This window comes from Microvirga sp. CF3016, from assembly GCF_036314085.1.
Classification (GTDB): domain Bacteria; phylum Pseudomonadota; class Alphaproteobacteria; order Rhizobiales; family Beijerinckiaceae; genus Microvirga.
Genome location: NZ_JAYGGM010000001.1, coordinates 340,909 through 361,154, shown reverse-complemented (window position 1 = coordinate 361,154; position 20,246 = coordinate 340,909). Strand labels below are relative to the sequence as shown.

The window sequence follows — 20,246 nt, the reverse complement described above, 5'->3', positions numbered from 1 at the left end:
CGCTCCCAGGCGTGCGAGGCCTGCCGCAGGACCGTGCCGGCTCCCGTCACTGCGACGCCTCGCGAGCGCGCCCCTCGCAGGAACCGATCTGCACAAGGGTATAGCTCAGGTGTAACACCGTGTCAAGAACAAAGTGAGAACATAACATCACGGCCGCATCACAGCCTCACAGCCTGCTGCACCCTCACCACACCCTCCCACGTCATCACCGGCCCTGTGCCGGTGATCCCGATGCGGTGAGGTGCACCACCCTCCCAATCGAGATGGCCGGGACTGATCCCCGGATCACGTCCGGAGGCGGCCTTGACGCAGCGCTTGTTAGGGCTGGGACGATGCTGCCCCCCGACCGGAGCTTGGTGAAAAGGCAAGGGAACTCGTCTGCACGCACGGTTCTCGTCCGTGGAGTTCCAGGCTCAGATCGAAGTCCCAGGCTTCGACTGGGACAGCCCCTTCAACGCGCCGCGCAGATCATCCGGCGCAACCTCCGACATCCCCGCCTCTACGGCAGCGTGGAGGGAGCGCCAGATCGGCACCGCCGAGGTCAGAACCTTCCTGCCCTTGTCGGTGAGGCGCAGGAGGCGGTTGCGGCGATCGTCAGGATCCTTGGCGACAGCCACGAGGCCGTTGCGCTCGAGCGGTTTCAGGGCGGCGGTCAAGGTGGTGCGGTCCATAGCCAGAAGCTGCGCCACCGGGGCGATGGACGGAGGTACGGAACGGTTGAGCGCATTCAGCAGCGAGAACTGCCCGGAGGTCAGCCCGACGGGTCGCAGGGCCTCGTCGAACTGGCGCGACAGGGTGCGGGCGGCGCGCTGGACGTGCAGGCACAAGCAGGCGTCGCGGATCAGGTGGGTGGTCTCGAAGGAGATGTCCTGAGAGTTTGACATGAGCGAATTATGTTGATATCAACGTATTTGTCAAGGAGAACAGGCCCTGAACGCCGCCAGGCCCAGCTCTGATTCCAGAAGATTCAAGGGAGATACGCGATGAAATATGTCGATGGCTTCGTGCTCGCCGTGCCGGCGGACAAGAAGGAAGAATACCGCAAGCACGCGGCCGAGGCCGCGCCCTTGTTCAAGGAGTTCGGCGCCACCCGCATGGTGGAATGCTGGGGCGACGACGTGCCGGACGGCAAGCTCACGGATTTCCGCCGCTCCGTGCAGGCCAAGGACGACGAGGTCGTGGTGTTCAGCTGGATCGAATATCCCTCCAAGGAGGTCCGGGACGCCGCCAATCAGAAGATCATGACCGATCCGCGCATGCAGTCCATGGGCGAGCAGATGCCCTTCGACGGCAAGCGCATGATCTTCGGCGGCTTCATGCCGATCGTCGACGCCTAGAGCCTCGGGCCCAGAAAGAATGGCCCCTTCCGGGCTCAACACGATGCTCCAACAACTGCGCAGAGAGATGCGACATGGCCAATCAACACGGCGACTTCATCTGGTATGAACTCCTGACCAGCGATCCCGACGCCGCCGCGCGTTTCTACGGCGGGGTCGTGGGATGGCAGGAGCGACCTGCGGAGGGTTCCGACCGGGGCTATCGGATCTTCGCGATCCGCGGCACGGATATCGGCGGGCTCATGCCCCTTCCGGCCGGTGCCGAGCAGGCAGGCATGCGCCCGACCTGGCTCGGCTATGTGGCCGTCGAGGACGTCGATGCGACGGCTCGCGATATCGTCCGGGACGGCGGCACCCAGCACATGCCGCCGACGGACATTCCCGGCGTCGGCCGTTTCGCCATGCTCGCCGACCCGCAGGGCGTCACGTTCTACGTGATGCGCGGCGCCGTGGACGGCACGAGCACGGCGTTCGACCAGAACCAGTCCGGCCATTGCAACTGGAACGAGCTCTCCACCACGGATCCAGCGGCGGCGCTTGCCTTCTATACCGCACGCTTCGGCTGGACGAAGGGCGACGCCATGCCCATGGGCGAGATGGGCGACTACCAGTTCATCGATCATGGCGGCCGGACCATCGGGGCCGTGATGAAGCGCACGCCCGACGGGCCGCCGCCGGCCTGGACCTTCTACTTCGGCGTCGAGGACATCGACGTCGCGGCAAAGGCCGTGTCCGGCAACGGCGGCGCAATCCATTACGGCCCCGCCGAAGTGCCGGGCGGCGTCTTCATCATCGTCGCCAGCGATCCGCAGGGAGCTCTGTTCGGCCTCGTCGGCCCGCGCAGGTCCTGACGTCAGGAGGCAATGCCATGAACATCCATGTTTCGGCCTTCAAATGGGTTCCGCCCTTCGCGCAAGGCTATGTCCGCGATCTTCGCGTGCGCTGGGCCCTCGAGGAAGCCGGTCTTCCCTATGAGGCGACCCTGATAGACCCCAAGATCCAGGCCTCCAGCGACTATCGAGAATGGCAGCCTTTCGGCCAAGTCCCTGCCTACAGGGACGACGCGGTGGAGATCTTCGAATCCGGTGCGATCGTGCTGCATATCGCGATGCGGTCCGAGGCGCTCGCACCGGCGGACGAGGCGGGCCGCGCCCGGGTGATGACCTGGGTGATCGCCGCCCTGAACTCGGTCGAGCCACATGTGCAGAACCTGGTTCAGCTCGACGTCTTCCATGCCGGCGAGGCATGGACGGAGGAGCGCCGCCCGCAGGCCGAGGCCATGCTGTGCAAGCGCCTCGCCGCCCTCAGCGTCTGGCTCGGGGAGCGGGAGTATCTCGAGGACCGCTTCACCGCCGGCGACCTGATGATGGCCATGGTCCTGCGCGAACTCGTCGAGACGGGGCTTCTGGAGCGTTATGCCAATCTGGGTGCCTATGTCCGCCGGTGCACGGAGCGGCCGGCCTTCAAGCGTGCCCTGGAGGCCCAGCTGCAGCCTTTCCGGGAGAACGCGCCGGCAGCCTGATCCGGATCACGCGAACGAATCCCGATCACGAACCTCACCACGGAGCATCTCATGCCCGACACGCTTGTTCCCGCCGCAGAGCTCGCACGCCGCTCAGCCGTACGCTTTCCAAACGAGAGCGCCGAGTACCGCGCCGCGCGCACCGCCCTGCTGGCGGAAGAGATCGAGCTGCGCCGCCATCTGGAGCGCGTGGCGGCCCAGCGCCGCGCCCTGCCGCCCGGCGGCGAGGTGACCGGCGACTACCGCTTCCAGGGCGAGGACGGCCCGATGAGCTTCGCCGACCTCTTCGGCGACAAGCAGACGCTTGCCGTCTACAGCTACATGTTCGGGCCGCAGCGCGAGCGCCCCTGCCCCATGTGCACCAACCTGCTCGGCGGGCTCGAAGGCAATGCGGCCGACATCGAGCAGCGCATGGCGCTCGCCGTCGTCGCGCGCTCGCCGATCGAGCGGCTCATCGCCTGGAAGAAGGAGCGCGGCTGGACGAACCTGAAGCTCTATTCCGACCTCAACGGCACCTATTCCCGCGATTACCACGGGGTGCTGCCGGACGGGAGCGAGGTTCCGAGCCTCAACGTCTTCACTCGCCGAGACGGAACCATCCGCCATTTCTGGAGCGGCGAGATGACGGGAGATTCCGCCGATCCCGGCCAGGATCCGCGCGGAGCCCCGGATCTCGCGCCCCTGTGGAACGTGCTCGACATGACGCCCGAGGGGCGCGGCACGGACTGGTATCCGAAGCTGGATTACGGGACATGATGAGGGCTGGCCATGGATGTCATTCTCGGCCGCGGCGGAGGGGAAGGGAATCCATGGCAGTGCAGGTCTCGGTGAGTCCCCCTTCCCGGCCTGCGTCCGCCGGGGATGACACTCTCCGATGTCATGGCCGGCCTTGTGCCGGCCATCCCGATCCCCTGAGGCGTTGCGCTTTTCCGCTCGAGATCACCGGCACGAGGCCGGTGATGACGTGAAGGGTGGATCGATCAGGCCGCCGCGATGGTGCCGTCAGTGCGCCGCAGCTTCCAGCAACCGCGCAGCGGCCGCGCGGGCTTCCTCGGTGATGGTCGCGCCGGCGAGCATGCGGGCGATCTCCTCCCGGCGGGGCGTGGCTTCGAGCGGAATCACGCGGGTGGCGACCCGGTCCTCGGCTCCGCGCACACCCTCCTTGGCGATCAGGAAATGGCTGCCGGCCTTGGCGGCGACCTGGGGCGCATGGGTGACGGCCATGACCTGAACCCTGCGCGCCAGGCGGGCGAGGCGCTGGCCGATGGCATCCGCCACCGCGCCGCCGACGCCGGTGTCGATTTCGTCGAAGACCAGGGTCGGGGCCGAGCCCTTGTCCGCCAGCACCACTTTCAGGGCCAACATGAAGCGGGACAGCTCGCCACCCGAGGCCACTCTCATCAGGGGGCCCGGCCTGGTGCCGGGATTGGTCTGGGCCCAGAACTCCACCCGCTCGAAGCCGCTCGGATCACGGCTGGTCTCGTCGATCTGGATGTCGGTGATGAACCGGGCCCGCTCCAGCTTGAGGGGCGGCAGCTCGGCCTGGACGGCGGCGTCCAGCGCCTGCGCGGCCTTCTTCCGGCCCGAGGACAGCGCCTTGGCGGCCTTTACATAGGCTGCATCGGCCTCCTTCAGGGACCTCTCCAGGCCGGCGAGCTGCTCCTCGCCCGCGTCGATGGCGGCAACGTCCTCCTCGAAGCGGGTGCGCAGGGCGGCGAGCTCGTCTGCCGGAACATCGTACTTGCGCGCGGCGGCACGCAGGGCGAAGAGGCGTTCCTCCGTCTGCTCCAGTTCGCGCGGATCGTACTCGGTGGCGCGAATCGCCTCCTCGAGAGCCGCCCGCGCCTCGTCGATGGCGACGAGCGCCGCATCGAGCGCCTTGACGCTGGGTTCTACGAGCGCCGGTGCCTGAGCGCCGCGGCGTTCCAGCTTGCGCACGGCAGCGGACAATTCGTTGACGGGAGACGTGTTGCCCGCGACCACCTCATAGGCCTCGTTGAGATCCTGGGCGACCTTCTCCGACTGCATCATGATCACGCGGCGCTCGGCAAGCGACTCCTCCTCGCCCGCCTGCGGGTTGAGCGTCGTCAGCTCCTCGACCGCATGGCGCAGGAAATCGGCCTCCTTGCGGGCCTTCTCGATGCGGCTGCGGTGCTCGTGCAGGGCATGCCGCGCCTCCCGCACACGCCGCGAGGCCTCGGTCACGGTCTGAATTTCAGCCGACAACCCGCCGAAGGCATCGAGGATCGCGCGGTGCGTGGCCGGATCGACCAGAGCGCGGTCGTCGTGCTGGCCGTGGATCTCGACCAGGGTCGCGCCGATGGCCTTGAGCACCTGGACGCTCACGGGCTGGTCGTTCACGAAGGCGCGGGTGCGCCCGTCCGCCACCTGCACCCGGCGCAGGATGAGATCGCCGTCCACGTCGATGTCGGCATCCGCCGCGATGCGGCGGGCCGGATGGTCGAGAGGGCAGTCGAAGACGGCCGTGACCTGGCCCTGGTTCTCGCCGTGGCGCACGAGGCTGCCGTCGCCGCGGCCACCGAGGGCCAGGGCGAAGGCATCGAGAAGGATGGATTTGCCAGCGCCGGTCTCACCCGTGAGGACACTCAGCCCCTCATGGAAGTGAAGCTCAAGCCTGTCGATGAGGACGATATCGCGAATCGCCAGCTGGATGAGCATGGAGGGTGAGGCTTAGCCCGTGCGCTGACCGACCTGGGGAACGCCGCGGAAGGCCTTGCTGATCCAGGACTGGGAATCCTCGCGCGGCTCGACGCCGCCCTTGGTCAGCAGAGCGTGGGCGTCCTTGTACCAGGGACTGTCAGGGAAGTTGTGGCCGAGAACGGCGGCGGCGGTCTGCGCCTCGCTGACGATGCCCATGGCCATGTAGGCCTCGGTGAGGCGCTCGAGGGCCTCTTCCACGTGGCGGGTCGTCTGGTAGCGCGAAACCACGGTGCGGAAGCGGTTGATGGCGCCCGCATAATTGCGCTTCTGCAGATAGAAGCGGCCGACTTCCAGCTCCTTGCCGGCGAGCTGGTCGCTGGCGACCTGGAGCTTCTTGCGGGCATCGGCCACGTATTCGGAACTGGGATAGCGCTGGATCAGCTCCTGCAGGGCCAGGATGGCCCGCTCGGACTTCTCCTGGTCGCGGGTGATGTCCGGGATCTGGTCGTAATAGGACGATGCCATCAGGTACTGGGCATAGGCCGCGTCCGAGGTGTTCGGATAGCTCTGAAGATAGCGCTTGGACGCCGTGATGGATTCCTCATAGAAGCCGCCCTCGTAATTGGCGTAGGCCTCCATGATCAGTCCTTTGCGGGACCACTCGGAATAGGGGTACTGCTTGTCGAGGCTGCTGAACTTCTTCACCGCGCCGTCGAAGTCGCCCTTCTGCACCCGGGCGAGACCATCGTTGTAGATCTCCTCCGCCGGGGCATTCGCCACGATTTCGGGCTTGTAGGTCTCGCTCTTGTCGAACGGGTTGAGCGACGAAAGGGATTCGCAGCCCGCGAGCCCCAAGGCGCAGACGCCAAGGATCAGTGCGCGGGCGGACGCGCCTTTCATACCTGCATAAGCCTTCGCGAACGACATGCCTCGCGGTCCTCCAAAAACCGTGCCCGATGTTTTAACGATGCACCGAGCGTTCTTTAGCCCAAGCATAGGGGCAGAGCCAAGCCCATACGTGAGCGCATCGTGCGGAAAAGTGGATCCGGTTCTCCGCTCCGGATGATGCGCCAGCCAAGGTTGGGAGCATCGGACGGGCCCACAAGTGCAAATCCACTGTTGGATCCGATGCTTAGGTTTACCCAACAGGAATTAAGAAAGCCTGCATGAAATCATGCGGCCAATGGGCGCTCGTCGCCTGGAGATCAGATACAGGGCTGCCCGAAGGCGCCTTAATGCATCTCGGGGGCGAGAACCGAAGCCGCCACGCTGCCGAGTTCGGCATAGGCCGTCTCGCGGCGCGGAACGGCGTCCACGATCGCGTAGTTGGAGCGGTTCGAGAACAGGGCCTCGAGCACCGAGAAATTCATGCGGTGGCCGCCGCAATAGGAGCGGTAGGTGCCGAGCAGCGGCAGGCCCGCGAGGGACAGGTCGCCGACCGCGTCGAGCAGCTTGTGGCGGACGAACTCGTCCGCGTAGCGCAGGCCCTCGGGATTCATGATGCCGTCGTCGCCGATGGCGACCGTGTTCTCCAGAGAGGCCCCGAGCGCGAAGCCGGCGCTCCAGAGCTTCTCCACGTCGCGCATGAAGCCGAAGGTGCGGGCGCGGGAGATCTCCCGGCGGAAGACGGAGGGTGACAGGTCGACGACCTTGCGCTGGCGACCGATCACCGGGGTGGGAAAATCGATCTCCACGTCCAAGCGGAAGGCACGGTCGTTGGGAAGAAGCTCGGCAAAGGCCTTGCCCTGCGTGACGCGGACCGGCTTGAGCACCTTGAGATAGCGGCGGGTGGCGCCCTGAACGGCGATGCCGACCTGGTCGACCGCATCGATGAAGGGAGCCGAGCTGCCGTCGAGAATCGGAACCTCCGGCCCGTCGATCTCGACAAGGACGTTGTCGATGCCGAGGCCGGACAGAGCCGCCATGAGGTGTTCGATGGTGGCGACCGCGCCTGTGTCGCGGTCGCCGATCACCGTGCAAAGCTCGGTGGCGGTCACCGCCAGATGCCGAGCGTCGATCAATCGGTCCAGGCCGCCCGGCAGGCCGGTGCGCAGGAAAGCAATGCCATGGTTCACTTCAGCCGGATGAAGGATCATCTTCACTTCATCCCCGGAATGGACTCCGGTTCCAACGAGGGTCACGGCGGCGCGAAGCGTGGTTTGCTGGCTTTGCTTCATTATTCCTGAACCTCAACTACCCTTGTCGCCAAACTGAGCCTGTTTGCCGGGGAAGCTGCATTTGCTGCGTTGTGGCTTCCGACCGGCAGGCTTCTCATTAGCGCTGCCCCTTTGATGTGTGGGCACCTTAGTCCCGCTGTCAGGCTAGGCCAAATCACGCTTTCTTACTTTGTGTTACAATTGGGATAACTCCCAACCCATTGAAATTAATAGATTTTTAATAATTAAGGCCCCCAGCCACGTGCGGCTGGAGGCCCATTTGTAACAACCCTTACAGAGCCGTCAGGTCAAATCAGTTGGCCTGACGCCGCAGGAAGGCGGGAATCTCCAACTGGTCGTCTTCCGAGTGAGCCCGGGGAGCCGGAGCCAGCGGGGCCTGCTGAGGACGCTGGGCCTGGGGCGGCGCGGGCCGGCGGGCGTACTCGGCGTGGACCGAGGACATGGGCTGGCGCGGCGCTTCCTGGCGCGGCTCGGCGGGAGCGTGCTGAGGCTCCTCGCGGCGGCCGAAGCCGATGGTCGCGAGGCGCTGGATCAGCGACGGCTTGTGCTCGTGGGCAGGCTCCTCGCCGCGGCTGGCGCGGATCTGGTTCTGCGCCGGCATCGGCAGTTCGTCGATCCGCGGCATCCGGGCCGGACGCATGGCACGCTCCGCCTGCGGCGGGATGAAGGCGCCCTGCTCCACCGGCTCCTCGTAGACCGGTGCCTGAGGTGCCGGCGCCTCGTAGGCCACGGCCTGCCGGGGCTGAGCCGGCGTGAGGACCACGTCGTCCCGAATCACGGGCTGCGGCGCGGGCTCGACCGGCTGGATGGCCGCGACGGGAGCCTGAGCCATGACGGGGGCCGGGGCCAGAGCGGAAGCGCTCTGCGTCAGGATCGGAGCCGCCTTCACCGATTCGGCTTGGGCGGCGGAGCGAAAGGTCGGCGCAGGCTGAGTAGTCGTGGCACGGGCCCGAGCCTCGGCGCGCAGGCGCTCGGCCACTTCGGAGATCCGCTGCTCGGTGGCCGTCAGGTCGCCGCCGTTCTCCAGGATGGCATGATCGATGCCGGTCGCCACGACGGAGACGCGGATGATGCCTTCCAGGCTTTCGTCGAAGGTCGCGCCGAGGATGATGTTGGCATCCTGGTCCACTTCCTCGCGGATGCGGGTCGCCGCCTCGTCGAGCTCGTAGAGGGTGAGATCGTTGCCGCCGGTGATCGAGATGAGCAGGCCGCGCGCGCCCTTCATCGACACGTCGTCGAGGAGCGGGTTCGCGATGGCTGCCTCGGCCGCGCGGATGGCGCGCTTCTCGCCGGAAGCCTCGCCCGTGCCCATCATGGCCTTGCCCATGCCGCGCATGACGGAGCGCACGTCGGCGAAGTCGAGGTTGATGAGGCCTTCCTTCACCATCAGGTCGGTGATGCAGGCGACGCCCGAGTAGAGCACCTGGTCGGCCATGGCGAAGGCGTCCGCGAAGGTCGTCTTCTCGGTAGCCACGCGGAACAGGTTCTGGTTCGGGATCACGATGAGCGTGTCGACCGCCTGCTGCAGCTCGTTGATGCCGGCTTCCGCCAAACGCATGCGACGCACGCCTTCGAACTGGAACGGCTTCGTGACGACGCCAACAGTCAGTATACCGAGTTCGCGGGCCGCGCGGGCGACGACCGGAGCAGCGCCGGTGCCAGTGCCGCCGCCCATTCCGGCGGTGATGAACACCATGTGCGAGCCTGCGAGCTGGTCGCGGATCTCGTCGATCACCTCTTCGGCCGCCGCGCGGCCGACTTCCGGCTGCGAGCCGGCGCCGAGGCCCTCGGTGACCTGAATGCCCATCTGGACCACGCGCTGTGCCTTGGAGGAGGCCAGAGCCTGCGCGTCAGTGTTCGACACCACGAACTCGACGCCCTCGAGACCCGATTCAATCATGTTGTTCACGGCGTTCCCGCCGGCACCGCCGACGCCGAAAACCGTGATGTGCGGCCTGAGTTCCCGGATGTCCGGAGCTTGCTGATTGATAGCCATGACCTGTGCCTCTTCTGGCCTTTATACCGATGAGCGTTTGGCGGACGCTGACCCTTGTTGACTTGAACTCTTCACGATGGCCCGCCGCGCCAACGCGTTACTCGTTTTAAAAACTCTCGCGAATCCACCGGCCCACTCGCGAGAAGTAGCCGTCGGTTCCCGTACTCTGAAACAAGCCGCTGGAACGCGGCTCGAAATACTCGATGTGTGCCACCTGCGGATAAACCAGGAGGCCGACCACCGCCGAAAAGGCGGGGCCCTTTGCCGCCTCAGGCAGGCCCTTGATGCCGAGCGGACGCCCGACACGAACCTGGCCCTGCAAGATGCGGCGCGCCGTTTCCGGCAGCCCGACGAGCTGGCTCGCGCCGCCCGTCAGCACGACCCGCCGTCCGGCCTGGGCCGCAAAGCCCGCACCTTTCAACCGGTCGCGCACGAGTTCGAGAACTTCCTCGACCCGCGGCTTGATGATGCGAACGAGGTGCGACTTCGGCAGATGATTCGGAACGTCCCGTTCGTCCTCATCGACCTGCGGCACCGCGATCATGTCCCGGTCATCCGCGCTCGATGTGATGGCGGAGCCGTACAGAGTCTTGAGACGTTCGGCTGCGGACACGCGGGTCGTGAGACCGCGCGCGATATCCATGGTCACGTGATGACCGCCGACCGCGATGGCATCGGTGTGCACCAGATGCCCGTTGGAGAAGATCCCCACGCTCGTGGTGCCGCCGCCCATGTCGACCACGGCGCATCCCATGTCGGCCTCGTCGTCGACGAGGGCCGAGAGACCGGCCGCGTAAGGCGTTGCGATGACCGCCTCGACGCCGAGATGGCAGCGCTCTACCGCGAGCATCAGGTTGCGCGCAGCCGCCGCTTCGGACGTGACCACGTGCAGATCCGCGCCGAGACGCTCGCCGATCATGCCAGCGGGATCGACGATGTGGTGCTGCTGGTCGAGGGAGAAGCCGGTGGGCAGAGCGTGAAGAACGGTCCTGCCACGACGGAGATCGTAGCTCGATGCCGCATCCAGAACGCGATGGACGTCGCCGGAGCTGACCGCGCCGCGCACGGGGATATGCGCTTCGAAATGCTCCGAGGCGAGTCGCCCGCCGGTGAGGTTGACGATCACCGACTGGATCTCGACCTTCGCCATCCGTTCGGCGGCATGAACCGCCTGCCGGATCGCGCTTTCGGCCGCTTCGAGATCGACGACCACGCCGCCTTTGAGCCCGACGGAGCGCTGATGGCCGATGCCGAGGATGCGCGCCACATGGGTGCGGCTGCGCAGCGCTTCGACCTCGTCGGCCGGCTTCAGTTCCGCCACGACGCAGACGACCTTGCTCGTGCCCACGTCCAGGACCGAGAGGATGGCGCTCTTGCGCGCGGAAAGCGGCTTCAAGCGAGGTGTCAAACCGTGACCCGAGAGACTCATGTATCGACCCCCTTGCCGCGCATTGGTTTTTTCTTGAGCGCCTCGGCGCGGGCCAGGGCTGCCTCTTCCGTCAAGCGGACGACGACGCGATCCGCCATGCGCAGATCGATCGCCAAAACGTCCTTTTCCAGAATCTTCTGCTCGTTCTCGAGCTTCACGAGCCGGGCCAGCGCGTCGGCGGCCTTGAGCTCCGGCAGGCGCACGTCCATGCCGTTGTCCATCTTGAGCGTCCAGCGTCGCCCGGCCACGAGAGTGCCGGCGCGAATCCGGTTCTTGAGCGGGCCTGCGGCCTCGATCAGCGCGAGATATTCCTTGCTGCGGGTATTGGCGCCCTCGCCCACCACGAAGGGCAGATCGAGGTAGCGCTCGTCCTGCATCAGGTCGATCACCGTGCCGTCGGCAGCGATCACGAACAATTCGCCGTTGTTCTGCCAGATCCCGTGCGCCTCGCGCTCGGTCAGCGTGATGACGATCTCGTTCGGATAGAGCTTGCGAACGGTGGCCGACTTGATCATCGGAACGCGCTCCAGGCGCTCGCGCAGATCGTTCACGTCGAGGAAGGCCAGCGACTGCTTGGCATTGATGCCCGCCGCGGCAAGAACCTCGTTCTCGCCCATCTGCGAGATGCCGGAGATCGTCACCTGATCGAGTCCGAGACCGACCGCGCGGGCAAGAGCGTGATGCGGCTCGCCATATTCACGGATGAAGCCGTCGATGTGACCGCCCTGCCAGAGTCCGAATCCCACGACGGCGCCGAAAAAGCCGAGCGCCAGCCCGGTTCCGAGAAAGCGCGGAAGGCGCTGTTCGAGCGGCGCCCCGGCATGACGCCGGCGCACGCTGCGAGAAGAGCCGAAAAGCTTTTTGATTCGGGTGGGCTTCTTGAAGGGGGAGGCCCCTGCTCCCCGCCCTGCGGAGGCAGGGCGCGCAACGGCGAATCCGGCCGGATAGGCCGTCATCGGTTGCAGGTAGCGTCCTCCACCATCCATTGCACAAGCTCGCCAAACGAATAGCCCGCGTGGGCTGCCAGTTCTGGCACCAAGCTCGTCTCGGTCATGCCGGGTTGCGTGTTGACCTCAAGAACGACGAGCTCCCCGGTTCCCCCAGGAGTGTCGTCGTACCGCAAGTCGGCGCGGCTGATTCCCCGACAGCCGAGCGCTTGATGCGCCGTTAACGCCAACTCTTGGACCTTTTGGTAAATATTCGGTTTAATTTCTGCCGGGAGGACGTGAATGGAGCCCCCCTTCACATATTTCGCATCGTAATCGTAGAAGACCCCGGTGGCGGGCTGGATGTCGATGACGCCCAGCGCCCGGTCGCCCATCACCGCGCAGGTGAGTTCGCGGCCCGCAACATATGATTCCACAAGGACTTGCTCGCCGAACGCCCAATCCTCGCGGGTCAGCTCCTGCGGCGGATGCGAGCGGTCCTCGCGGACGATGATGACGCCCACGGACGAGCCCTCGTTGACCGGTTTGATCACGTAGGGCGCTGGCAGGACGTGGCTTTTGGCCGCCTCCAAACGGTTAACGACCTTACCCATGGGCACCGGCACGCCGGCGGCTGCCATGACGATTTTGGCCTTGTCCTTCTGCATGGCGAGCGCAGAGGCGAGGATTCCGGAATGGGTGTAGGGAATCCTTAAGACCTCGAGCAGACCCTGGATGGTTCCGTCCTCGCCCACCCGCCCGTGGAGGGCGTTGAACACCACGTCCGGCGCGACGGCCTGGAGCACGGTGGCGATGTCGGGCTGCACATCGATGGGTGTGACTTTGTAGCCCTGCTCTTCGAGCGCCTTGCAGCAGGCCTTGCCTGACGCCAGGCTCACTTCCCGCTCCGCGGACCAGCCGCCATAGAGGATGGCAACGTGCTTCGCCATGGGTCTCTCCCGTCATGCGCCCCGGCGACACCGGGATGTAAGTGATTCGAATCAGGCCTTAGAGCATCGGACCCAAAAGTGGACTTGCACTTTTGGGATCCATTCCGATGCTCCTTCTCTCAGCTGGCGCAGCGTTAGGCGCGGAAAACCGGATCCACTTTCCCGGACGATGCGCTAGCGATCCCGACCCGCTTGATTTCCCATTCGAGCTCCACGCCCGAATTCTCGAGGACCCGGCGGCGCACCTCTTCGCCCAGACCCTCGATCTCGGCCGCGGTGGCGGAGCCATGGTTGATGAGGAAGTTGCAGTGCATCTCGGAAACCTGGGCATCGCCGATGCGAAGCCCGCGGCAGCCGGCGGCGTCGACCAGTTCCCAGGCCTTCCGGCCCGGAGGGTTCTTGAAGGTGGAGCCGCCCGTGCGGGTGTTGACCGGCTGGGTCGAGGACCGCGCCTCGGTGATGGCGTTCATCTCCGCCAGGATCTCGTCCGGGTTGCCGGGGCGCCCCTCGAATAGGGCCTCGGTGAAGATCACGTCGTCCGGCACGCCCGAATGGCGATAGGCAAAGCCCATCTGGGCATTGGTGAAGCTCACCGCCTCGCCGGTGCGGGTGACGCCCTTGGCTTCGACGAGCACGTCCTTCGTCTCGCCGCCATAGGCGCCGCCGTTCATCCGCAACGCCCCGCCGATGGCCCCGGGAATTCCGCGCAGGAAGGAAAGGCCGGCAATGCCGGCTTCCGCCGCCGCGCGCGCCACCTTCACGTCTGGAGCGCCGGCGCCGGCGCGCACGCGCAGTCCAGGCTCGATCGACACTTCGGCGAAGCCTTTGCCGAAGCGAACGATCACCCCCTCCCATCCGCCGTCGCGGATGAGCAGGTTGGAGCCGAGGCCGACGACGAGAACCGGCACGCTTCGGTCGAGATGCTGCAGGAAATAGGCGAGATCGTCCGTGTCGACCGGCGTGAACAGCACCTGGGCAGGGCCACCCGTGCGGAACCACGACAGAGGCGCCGTCGGCGCGTTCGCCTCCAGCTTGCCGCGCAGTTCGGGCATGCGGGCTTTGAGATCGGGAACGATATCGGCAAACATCACGCCGCCTTCTCGCCCAGCGCCTCGAGTTCGCCCGGCAGGGCATAGGCCCATTGGGTGATGTTGCCGGCGCCCAGGCAGATCACGTAATCGCCGGGCCTCGCGATACCCTTCACGAGGCCTGCGAGGTCTTCCGTTCGTTCGAGCGCCATCACGTTGCGGTGGCCGCGGGCCTTGAGGCCCGACACGAGACTGTCGCGGTCCGCGCCCGGGATCGGCTGTTCGCCCGCCGCATAGACCGGCGCGACGATGACCGCGTCCGCGTCGTTGAAGCAGGTGCAGAACTGATCGAAGAGAGCCGACAGACGCGTGTAGCGGTGCGGCTGCACCACGGCGATGACCTGACCGTCGGTGGAAGCGCGGGCGGCTTTCAGCACGGCGGCGATCTCGATGGGATGGTGGCCGTAATCGTCGAACACGGTGACGCCGTTCCAATCGCCCGTGCGGGTGAAGCGCCGCTTCACGCCACCGAAGCCTGCGAGCGCCTTGCGGATCGCATCCGGCGTGACGCCGAGTTCGTGCGCGACCGCGATGGCCGCCGTGGCGTTGAGGGCATTGTGCGCGCCGGGCATCGGCAGAACGAGGTCTTCCAGCTCGAGACGGAAGCCGGGACGGCGGTCGCGGATCATCACGCGGAAGCGATTCTGGCCGCCGCGGGAGTCCACGTCCATCAGGCGCACGTCGGCTTGCGGGTTCTCGCCATAGGTGATGATGCGGCGATCCTCGATGCGGCCCACAAGATCCTGCACGGTCGGATGGTCGATGCACATCACGGCAAAGCCGTAGAAGGGAATCGAATTGATGAAGGAATGGAAGGCTTCCTTGATCGCGTCGAACGTGCCGAAATGGTCGAGATGTTCGGCGTCGATGTTGGTCACGATGGCGACGTCCGCCGGAAGCTTCAGGAACGTGCCGTCGGACTCGTCCGCCTCCACCACCATCCACTGCCCGTCGCCCATGCGGGCGTTGGTGCCGTAGGCATTGATGATGCCGCCGTTGATGACGGTCGGATCCAGCCCGCCGGCGTCCAGCAGCGTCGCGACGAGCGAGGTCGTGGTGGTCTTGCCGTGGGTGCCCGCGATGGCCACGCAGGACTTGAACCGCATGAGCTCGGCGAGCATCTCGGCCCGGCGCACCACGGGCAGGCGCTTCTCGCGGGCGACGATCAGTTCCGGGTTGTCCCGCTTGATCGCGGTCGAGACCACGACGATCTCAGCATCCTCCACGTTCTCGGCCTTGTGGCCGATGAACGTCTTGATGCCCTTATCGTTCAAGCGCTTCACGTTGTAGTTGTCGGCGGCGTCCGAGCCCTGCACCGTGTAGCCCAGGTTGTGCATGACCTCGGCGATGCCCGACATGCCGATTCCGCCGATGCCGATGAAGTGAATGGGACCAAGCTTCGGCGGCAGTTTCATGAGGTTTTTCCGTTATTGTTCGACTGAACGAGGGTGAGAACGACTTGCGCCAGACGCTCCGCCGCATCCGTGATGCTGGCGCTATGTGCAGCGGCGGCGGCTTTGGTCAAGCGGTCAGGCTCTTGAAAAATGAGCCGGATTTCGTTTGCCAGCCGCTCAGGGGTGAAGTCCGATTGCGGACAAACGATGGCAGCGCCCAGATCTCCCAGCGTTTTGGCATTGGCCGCCTGGTCCTGATCGAGGGAGCCCGGCAGGGGCACGAGGATCGACGGGCGTCCGATGACGGCCAGTTCGGCCACGGTCGAGGCGCCGGAGCGGGAGACCACGAGATGGGCCTGTGCCAGCCGGTGCGGCAGGTCCTTGAAGAAGGGCTCGGCCTCAAATTCCACAGGGAGTTTCCGGTAATGCTCGCGAACCCGCTCCAGGTCCTCGCCCCTCGCCTGCTGGGTGATCACGAGACGCGAGCGCAGGTCCGGCGGCAGGAGTTCGATAGCCGGAGGCACCACGTCGCTCATCACCCGCGCGCCCTGGCTGCCGCCCACCACGAGAAGACGAAGCTTCCCATGGGGCTCGAGGTCCGCATAGGGCTGTTTCGCCGCTTCCAGCACCGCGGGCCGGATCGGATTGCCCGTGTGGATGATTTTGCCCGGCACATTCGCCGGAATGCCCTTGATGTCGGCGAAGCCCGTGGCGATCACGGTGGCGCGGCGGGCCAGCAGCCGGTTGGCGCGGCCCATGACGCCGTTCGCCTCGTGGATCACCGTCGGCACCTTGAGGAACGACCCGGCGAGCACCGGAGGGACGGTGGGATAGCCGCCGAAGCCCACGACGACGGCGGGCTTCATCCGACGGATGAGGGATGCAGCCTTCAGAGTCCCCTGCCCCAGGAGCAGCGCCGCTTTCGCCATCTGCGGCACGGAGCGTCCGGAGGGCGTCGCCGAGGGGATCTCCACGATCTCGTCGGCTGGAAACGAGCCCGCATAGGCGTTAGCGCGCTTGTCGGTGGCAAGCGCCACTGTCGCACCGGACGCCTTCAGGGCATTCGCCAGCGCCTCGGCCGGAAAAAGATGACCGCCGGTCCCGCCGGCGGTCAGGAGGATGAGAGGATTGCTCATCCGCGTGGCCAATCCTGATTGAAGTTGTCCATCAGCTCCGCGCGGGGCCGGCGGCGCGTGAGCGCGATGAGGAAGCCCATGCCGAGCGCGAGCGACAAGAGCGAGGAGCCGCCATAGGAGATGAAGGGCAGCGTCATGCCCTTGGCCGGCATGAGATGCACGTTCACCATCATGTTGATGCAGGCCTGCAGGCCGAACATGAAGATGAGGCCGGTGGCGGCAAGGCGGCAGAACGTGTCCTCGCTGCGGCGGGCGAGCATGAGACCGCGCAGCACGATGAAGGCGAAGACCACGAGCAGCGCGATGCACACGACGATGCCGAACTCTTCCGCCGTCACGGCGAAGATGAAGTCGGTATGGGCGTCGGGCAGGATGCGCTTGACCGTGCCCTCGCCCGGACCGCGTCCGAGCCATCCGCCGCGGGAGAACGATTCCATGGCCGTGTCCACCTGGAAGGTGTCGCCGGATTCCTTGTCGAGGAAGCGCTCGATGCGGGCGCGCACGTGCGGCAGGAACTCATAGGCCGCCACGATGCCCACGAGGCCCGCGCCGCCGAGGCCCATGACCCAGAACCAGTGCAGGCCGGCGATGAAGAACAGGCCGCACCACACGATGGTGACGAGCATGGTCTGGCCGAAATCGGGCTGGAGGATGAGCGGAACGATGGTGGCCGGCAGAAGGAGAAAGGCCAGCAGCGTGCCCGGCACGTCCTTGCGCCGTGCGCCTTCCGAGAAGGCCCAGGCGGAGAGTACCACGAAGGCGGGCTTCACGAATTCCGACGGCTGCAGGCCGAGCGGGCCGATCATGATCCAGCGGTGGGCACCCTTGATCTCGGGGCCATATTGGAACGCCAGCAGGATCAGCACCATGCCGACCGCATAGACCAGCAGCGCCAGACGCCGGATATGACGAAGGGACAGGAACGAGACCGGGATCATAATGGCAAGCGCCGGGACGAGAAACATCACCTGCCGGTTCACGAAGTGGAATGTGGAGAGCCCAAGACGCTCCGCCACGGGCGGGCCGCCAGCCATGAGGAAGACGAGGCCGGCCAGCATGAGGATGGCGAGACCCGCAAGCAGCAGGCGGTCGACCGTCCACCACCAATCGCCGAAGGCCGAGCGTTCCGCGCGTGACACCATCTTCAAGCCCCCTTGGCTTCGATGCCGGGTAATGCCCGGACCAGATCGCGGAAATGGTTTCCGCGCACTTCGTAATTTGGAAATTGATCGTAGGAGGCGCAGGCCGGCGACAGCAGGACGACGGCGGAGCCGCCCGATGCCTGAGCATCCGCTGCTGCCTGGGCCACGGCCTTGTCGAGCGTGCCGCAAGGGACATGTGCAACGCCGGATCCGAGCGTCTTTGCAAACTCATCCGCGGCGGCACCGATGAGATAGGCCTTGCGGATCTTCGGGAAGTAAGACGTGAGCGGCTCGATTCCGCCCTCCTTCGCCTTGCCGCCAAGGATCCAGTAAATGTCGTCGAAGGATTTCAGCGCCTTTTCGGTGGAATCCGCATTGGTGGCCTTCGAATCGTTGATGAAGAGAGCATCGCCGATGCGGCCGACCTCCTCCATGCGATGCGGCAAACCGGGGAAGGTATGAAGGCCGGAGCGGATCTCATCCGGCGAAACGTTCAGGGCCAGGGCGACCGCGACGGCCGCAGCGGCGTTCTGCGCATTGTGGGCGCCGCGCAGGGAGCCGATACCGGACAGGTTGGCCACAGGGGCGGCATCCGATGCCGTCACTCCGACGAGCGTCTCGCCGTCCACAAAGACGCCTTTTCCACTGATTGGCTCGACCGAGATGCGGGCAACGTTCACGCCCTTTGCCTCGCAGGCGTCGGCGATTGCACGGCTCATGGAATCATCAACGCCGACGACCGCAAGGCCGGCCTTCATCACCAGCCGTTCCTTGATCGCAGCATAGAGCTCCATCGTCCCGTGCCGATCGATGTGATCGGGCGAGAGGTTGAGATGTACGCCGATGGTGGGTGCGAGCGAGGGTGCGAGATCGATCTGGAACGACGAGCATTCGATCACATGGATCCGGTCGTCGGCGGGCGGCTCCAGCGACAGGATTGCCGTGCCGATATTGCCGCCCATCTGCACGTCGCGGCCCGCCGCGCGCAGGATATGGGCGATGAGGGCCGTGGTGGTCGATTTGCCGTTGGTGCCGGTGATGGCGACGAACGGTGCGTTCGGGGCGATTTTCGCCCGCTCGCGACAGAAGAGCTCGATGTCGCCGATGATCTCGACGCCGGCCTCTTTCGCCAGCTTCGCCGACCAGTGCGGCTCGGGATGAGTCAGCGGAACGCCCGGCGAGAGGATGAAGGACGAGAACCTAGACCAGTCAGCCTTGCGCAGGTCGCCCGTTTCAACTCCCTTGGCGCCGGCCTCCGCCATCTTCGCCGGATTGTCGTCGCAGGCGATGACATGCGCCCCGCCCGCCTTCAGGGCGAGCGCCGTCGCCAGCCCCGAGCCGCCGAGGCCGAAGAGCGCGACCGTTCTGCCTGCGAAGGAGGTAACGGGTGTCATGCGCCTTACCGCAGCTTGAGGGTGGCGAGGCCGGTGAGCGCCAGCACGACGGCGATGATCCAGAAGCGGATCACAACCTGCGGCTCGGTCCAGCCCAGCTGCTCGAAATGGTGATGGATCGGCGCCATCTTGAACACGCGCTTGCCCGTGAGCTTGAACGACGTGACCTGGATGATCACGGACATGATCTCGAGCACGAAGAGACCGCCCACGATGGCGAGGACGAACTCGTGCTTGGCCGCCACCGCAATGGTGCCGAGCAGGCCGCCGAGGGCGAGCGAACCCGTGTCGCCCATGAAGATCTGGGCCGGCGGGGCGTTGAACCAGAGGAAGCCGAGGCCCGCGCCGATGAGCGCGCCGCAGATCACCGCGAGTTCGCCGGTGCCGGGGACGAAATGGATCTGCAGGTAATTGGAGAATACCGCGTTGCCGGACAGATAGGCGATGAAGCCGAAAGTACCGGCCGCGATCATCACCGGCACGATGGCCAATCCGTCGAGGCCGTCGGTGATGTTCACCGCATTGCCGGCACCGACGATCACGAAGCCGGCGAAGACGATGTAGAACCAGCCGAGATTGAAGATTAGGTCCTTCGAGAACGGCAGCGCCAGTTTGTTGGCCAGGCCCGGCGTCGCCATGTAGGAAATCGCGATGCAGGCGATCGCCGCGATCAGCGCCTCGATGGCGAGGCGCGAGCGGCCGGAAAAGCCTTTGTGCGATTGCTTCGTAACCTTCAGATAATCGTCGTAGAACCCGATGGCGCCGAAGCCCACGGTGACGAACAGCACCACCCAGACGTAGTGGTTTTCGAGGTTCGCCCAAAGCAGGGTCGAGATCAGCACGCCGGCCAGGATCATCAGGCCGCCCATGGTGGGCGTGCCGCGCTTGGTCAGAAGGTGGGATTGCGGCCCATCCTCACGGATCGGCTGCCCCTTGCCCTGGCGCAGGCGCAGGAGCGAGATCATCCACGGGCCGAACAGGAAGACGATCAGCAAGGCGGTTGCCGTCGCGCCCCCGGTGCGGAACGTGATGTAGCGGAAGATATTGAGGGGGCTGAAATAGGGGCTGAGCTCAGCCAACCAGGTTAACATCGA

The 20,246-nt window shown here is 65.7% G+C and carries 18 protein-coding genes; 4 read left to right on the top strand and 14 right to left on the bottom strand.

The genetic code is table 11. The features are described 5' to 3' along the window. Window positions 1-413 precede the first annotated feature (413 nt). The gene (locus tag VB672_RS01875; RefSeq protein WP_329782461.1) at window positions 414-884 is read right to left on the bottom strand and encodes a MarR family winged helix-turn-helix transcriptional regulator; all 471 of its coding nucleotides are present in this window, start codon (window positions 882-884) and stop codon (window positions 414-416) included. Window positions 885-983: 99 nt separating this feature from the next. Here VB672_RS01875 and VB672_RS01870 point away from each other — a divergent pair, with 99 nt between their 5' ends. The 4 genes from VB672_RS01870 (at window position 984) to VB672_RS01855 (ending at window position 3,615) form a co-directional block, all read left to right on the top strand. Next, window positions 984-1,337 carry a DUF1428 domain-containing protein gene (locus VB672_RS01870; protein WP_329782460.1) on the top strand — a complete coding sequence of 118 codons (354 nt, stop codon included), beginning with the start codon at window positions 984-986 and terminating at the stop codon, window positions 1,335-1,337. A gap of 74 nt (window positions 1,338-1,411) precedes the next feature. Then, on the top strand, window positions 1,412-2,188 hold the full coding sequence (locus VB672_RS01865; protein WP_329782459.1) for a VOC family protein: 777 nt from the start codon (window positions 1,412-1,414) through the stop codon (window positions 2,186-2,188). Window positions 2,189-2,205: 17 nt separating this feature from the next. Continuing rightward, on the top strand, window positions 2,206-2,859 hold the full coding sequence (locus VB672_RS01860) for a glutathione S-transferase family protein (protein WP_329782458.1): 654 nt from the start codon (window positions 2,206-2,208) through the stop codon (window positions 2,857-2,859). Between the two features lie 51 nt (window positions 2,860-2,910). After that, window positions 2,911-3,615 carry a DUF899 family protein gene (locus VB672_RS01855; protein ID WP_329782457.1) on the top strand — a complete coding sequence of 235 codons (705 nt, stop codon included), beginning with the start codon at window positions 2,911-2,913 and terminating at the stop codon, window positions 3,613-3,615. A gap of 246 nt (window positions 3,616-3,861) precedes the next feature. On the opposite strand, the gene recN is transcribed toward VB672_RS01855, so the two are convergent. The 13 genes from recN to mraY form a co-directional block, all read right to left on the bottom strand. Then, window positions 3,862-5,538: a DNA repair protein RecN gene (gene recN, locus VB672_RS01850; protein ID WP_329782456.1), complete on the bottom strand. Its 1,677-nt coding sequence runs from the start codon at window positions 5,536-5,538 to the stop codon at window positions 3,862-3,864. A 12-nt stretch (window positions 5,539-5,550) separates the two neighbouring features. Continuing rightward, window positions 5,551-6,447, bottom strand: coding sequence for an outer membrane protein assembly factor BamD (locus VB672_RS01845; protein WP_329782455.1), 897 nt, complete (start codon window positions 6,445-6,447; stop codon window positions 5,551-5,553). 305 nt (window positions 6,448-6,752) lie between these two features. Next, window positions 6,753-7,697: a UDP-3-O-acyl-N-acetylglucosamine deacetylase gene (gene lpxC / locus VB672_RS01840; RefSeq protein WP_329782454.1), complete on the bottom strand. Its 945-nt coding sequence runs from the start codon at window positions 7,695-7,697 to the stop codon at window positions 6,753-6,755. Between the two features lie 292 nt (window positions 7,698-7,989). Beyond that, complete coding sequence (ftsZ, locus tag VB672_RS01835; RefSeq protein ID WP_329782453.1) at window positions 7,990-9,693, bottom strand: cell division protein FtsZ; 1,704 nt, start codon at window positions 9,691-9,693, stop codon at window positions 7,990-7,992. Between the two features lie 106 nt (window positions 9,694-9,799). Beyond that, window positions 9,800-11,122 (bottom strand): cell division protein FtsA, encoded by a 1,323-nt coding sequence (gene ftsA, locus VB672_RS01830; protein ID WP_329782452.1) that lies wholly within the window; start codon window positions 11,120-11,122, stop codon window positions 9,800-9,802. Further along, on the bottom strand, window positions 11,119-12,108 hold the full coding sequence (locus VB672_RS01825) for a cell division protein FtsQ/DivIB (RefSeq protein WP_329782451.1): 990 nt from the start codon (window positions 12,106-12,108) through the stop codon (window positions 11,119-11,121). The genes ftsA and VB672_RS01825 overlap by 4 nt, the downstream gene beginning before the upstream one ends. Beyond that, window positions 12,075-12,998, bottom strand: coding sequence for a D-alanine--D-alanine ligase (locus tag VB672_RS01820; protein ID WP_329782450.1), 924 nt, complete (start codon window positions 12,996-12,998; stop codon window positions 12,075-12,077). Before VB672_RS01820 ends, VB672_RS01825 begins: the two co-directional genes overlap by 34 nt. Before the next feature lie 134 nt (window positions 12,999-13,132). Next, entirely contained in the window at window positions 13,133-14,086 is a 954-nt protein-coding gene (gene murB / locus VB672_RS01815) for a UDP-N-acetylmuramate dehydrogenase (RefSeq protein ID WP_442931887.1), read from the bottom strand. Next, window positions 14,086-15,501: a UDP-N-acetylmuramate--L-alanine ligase gene (gene murC, locus VB672_RS01810; RefSeq protein ID WP_329782448.1), complete on the bottom strand. Its 1,416-nt coding sequence runs from the start codon at window positions 15,499-15,501 to the stop codon at window positions 14,086-14,088. The genes murB and murC overlap by 1 nt, the downstream gene beginning before the upstream one ends. Next, window positions 15,498-16,616 carry an undecaprenyldiphospho-muramoylpentapeptide beta-N-acetylglucosaminyltransferase gene (gene murG / locus VB672_RS01805; RefSeq protein ID WP_329782447.1) on the bottom strand — a complete coding sequence of 373 codons (1,119 nt, stop codon included), beginning with the start codon at window positions 16,614-16,616 and terminating at the stop codon, window positions 15,498-15,500. Before murG ends, murC begins: the two co-directional genes overlap by 4 nt. Beyond that, complete coding sequence (locus tag VB672_RS01800) at window positions 16,613-17,758, bottom strand: FtsW/RodA/SpoVE family cell cycle protein (RefSeq protein ID WP_329782446.1); 1,146 nt, start codon at window positions 17,756-17,758, stop codon at window positions 16,613-16,615. The genes murG and VB672_RS01800 overlap by 4 nt, the downstream gene beginning before the upstream one ends. Before the next feature lie 2 nt (window positions 17,759-17,760). After that, window positions 17,761-19,152 carry a UDP-N-acetylmuramoyl-L-alanine--D-glutamate ligase gene (murD, locus tag VB672_RS01795; protein ID WP_329782445.1) on the bottom strand — a complete coding sequence of 464 codons (1,392 nt, stop codon included), beginning with the start codon at window positions 19,150-19,152 and terminating at the stop codon, window positions 17,761-17,763. Window positions 19,153-19,157: 5 nt separating this feature from the next. Beyond that, window positions 19,158-20,243 carry a phospho-N-acetylmuramoyl-pentapeptide-transferase gene (gene mraY / locus VB672_RS01790; protein WP_329782444.1) on the bottom strand — a complete coding sequence of 362 codons (1,086 nt, stop codon included), beginning with the start codon at window positions 20,241-20,243 and terminating at the stop codon, window positions 19,158-19,160. Window positions 20,244-20,246: the final 3 nt, after the last annotated feature.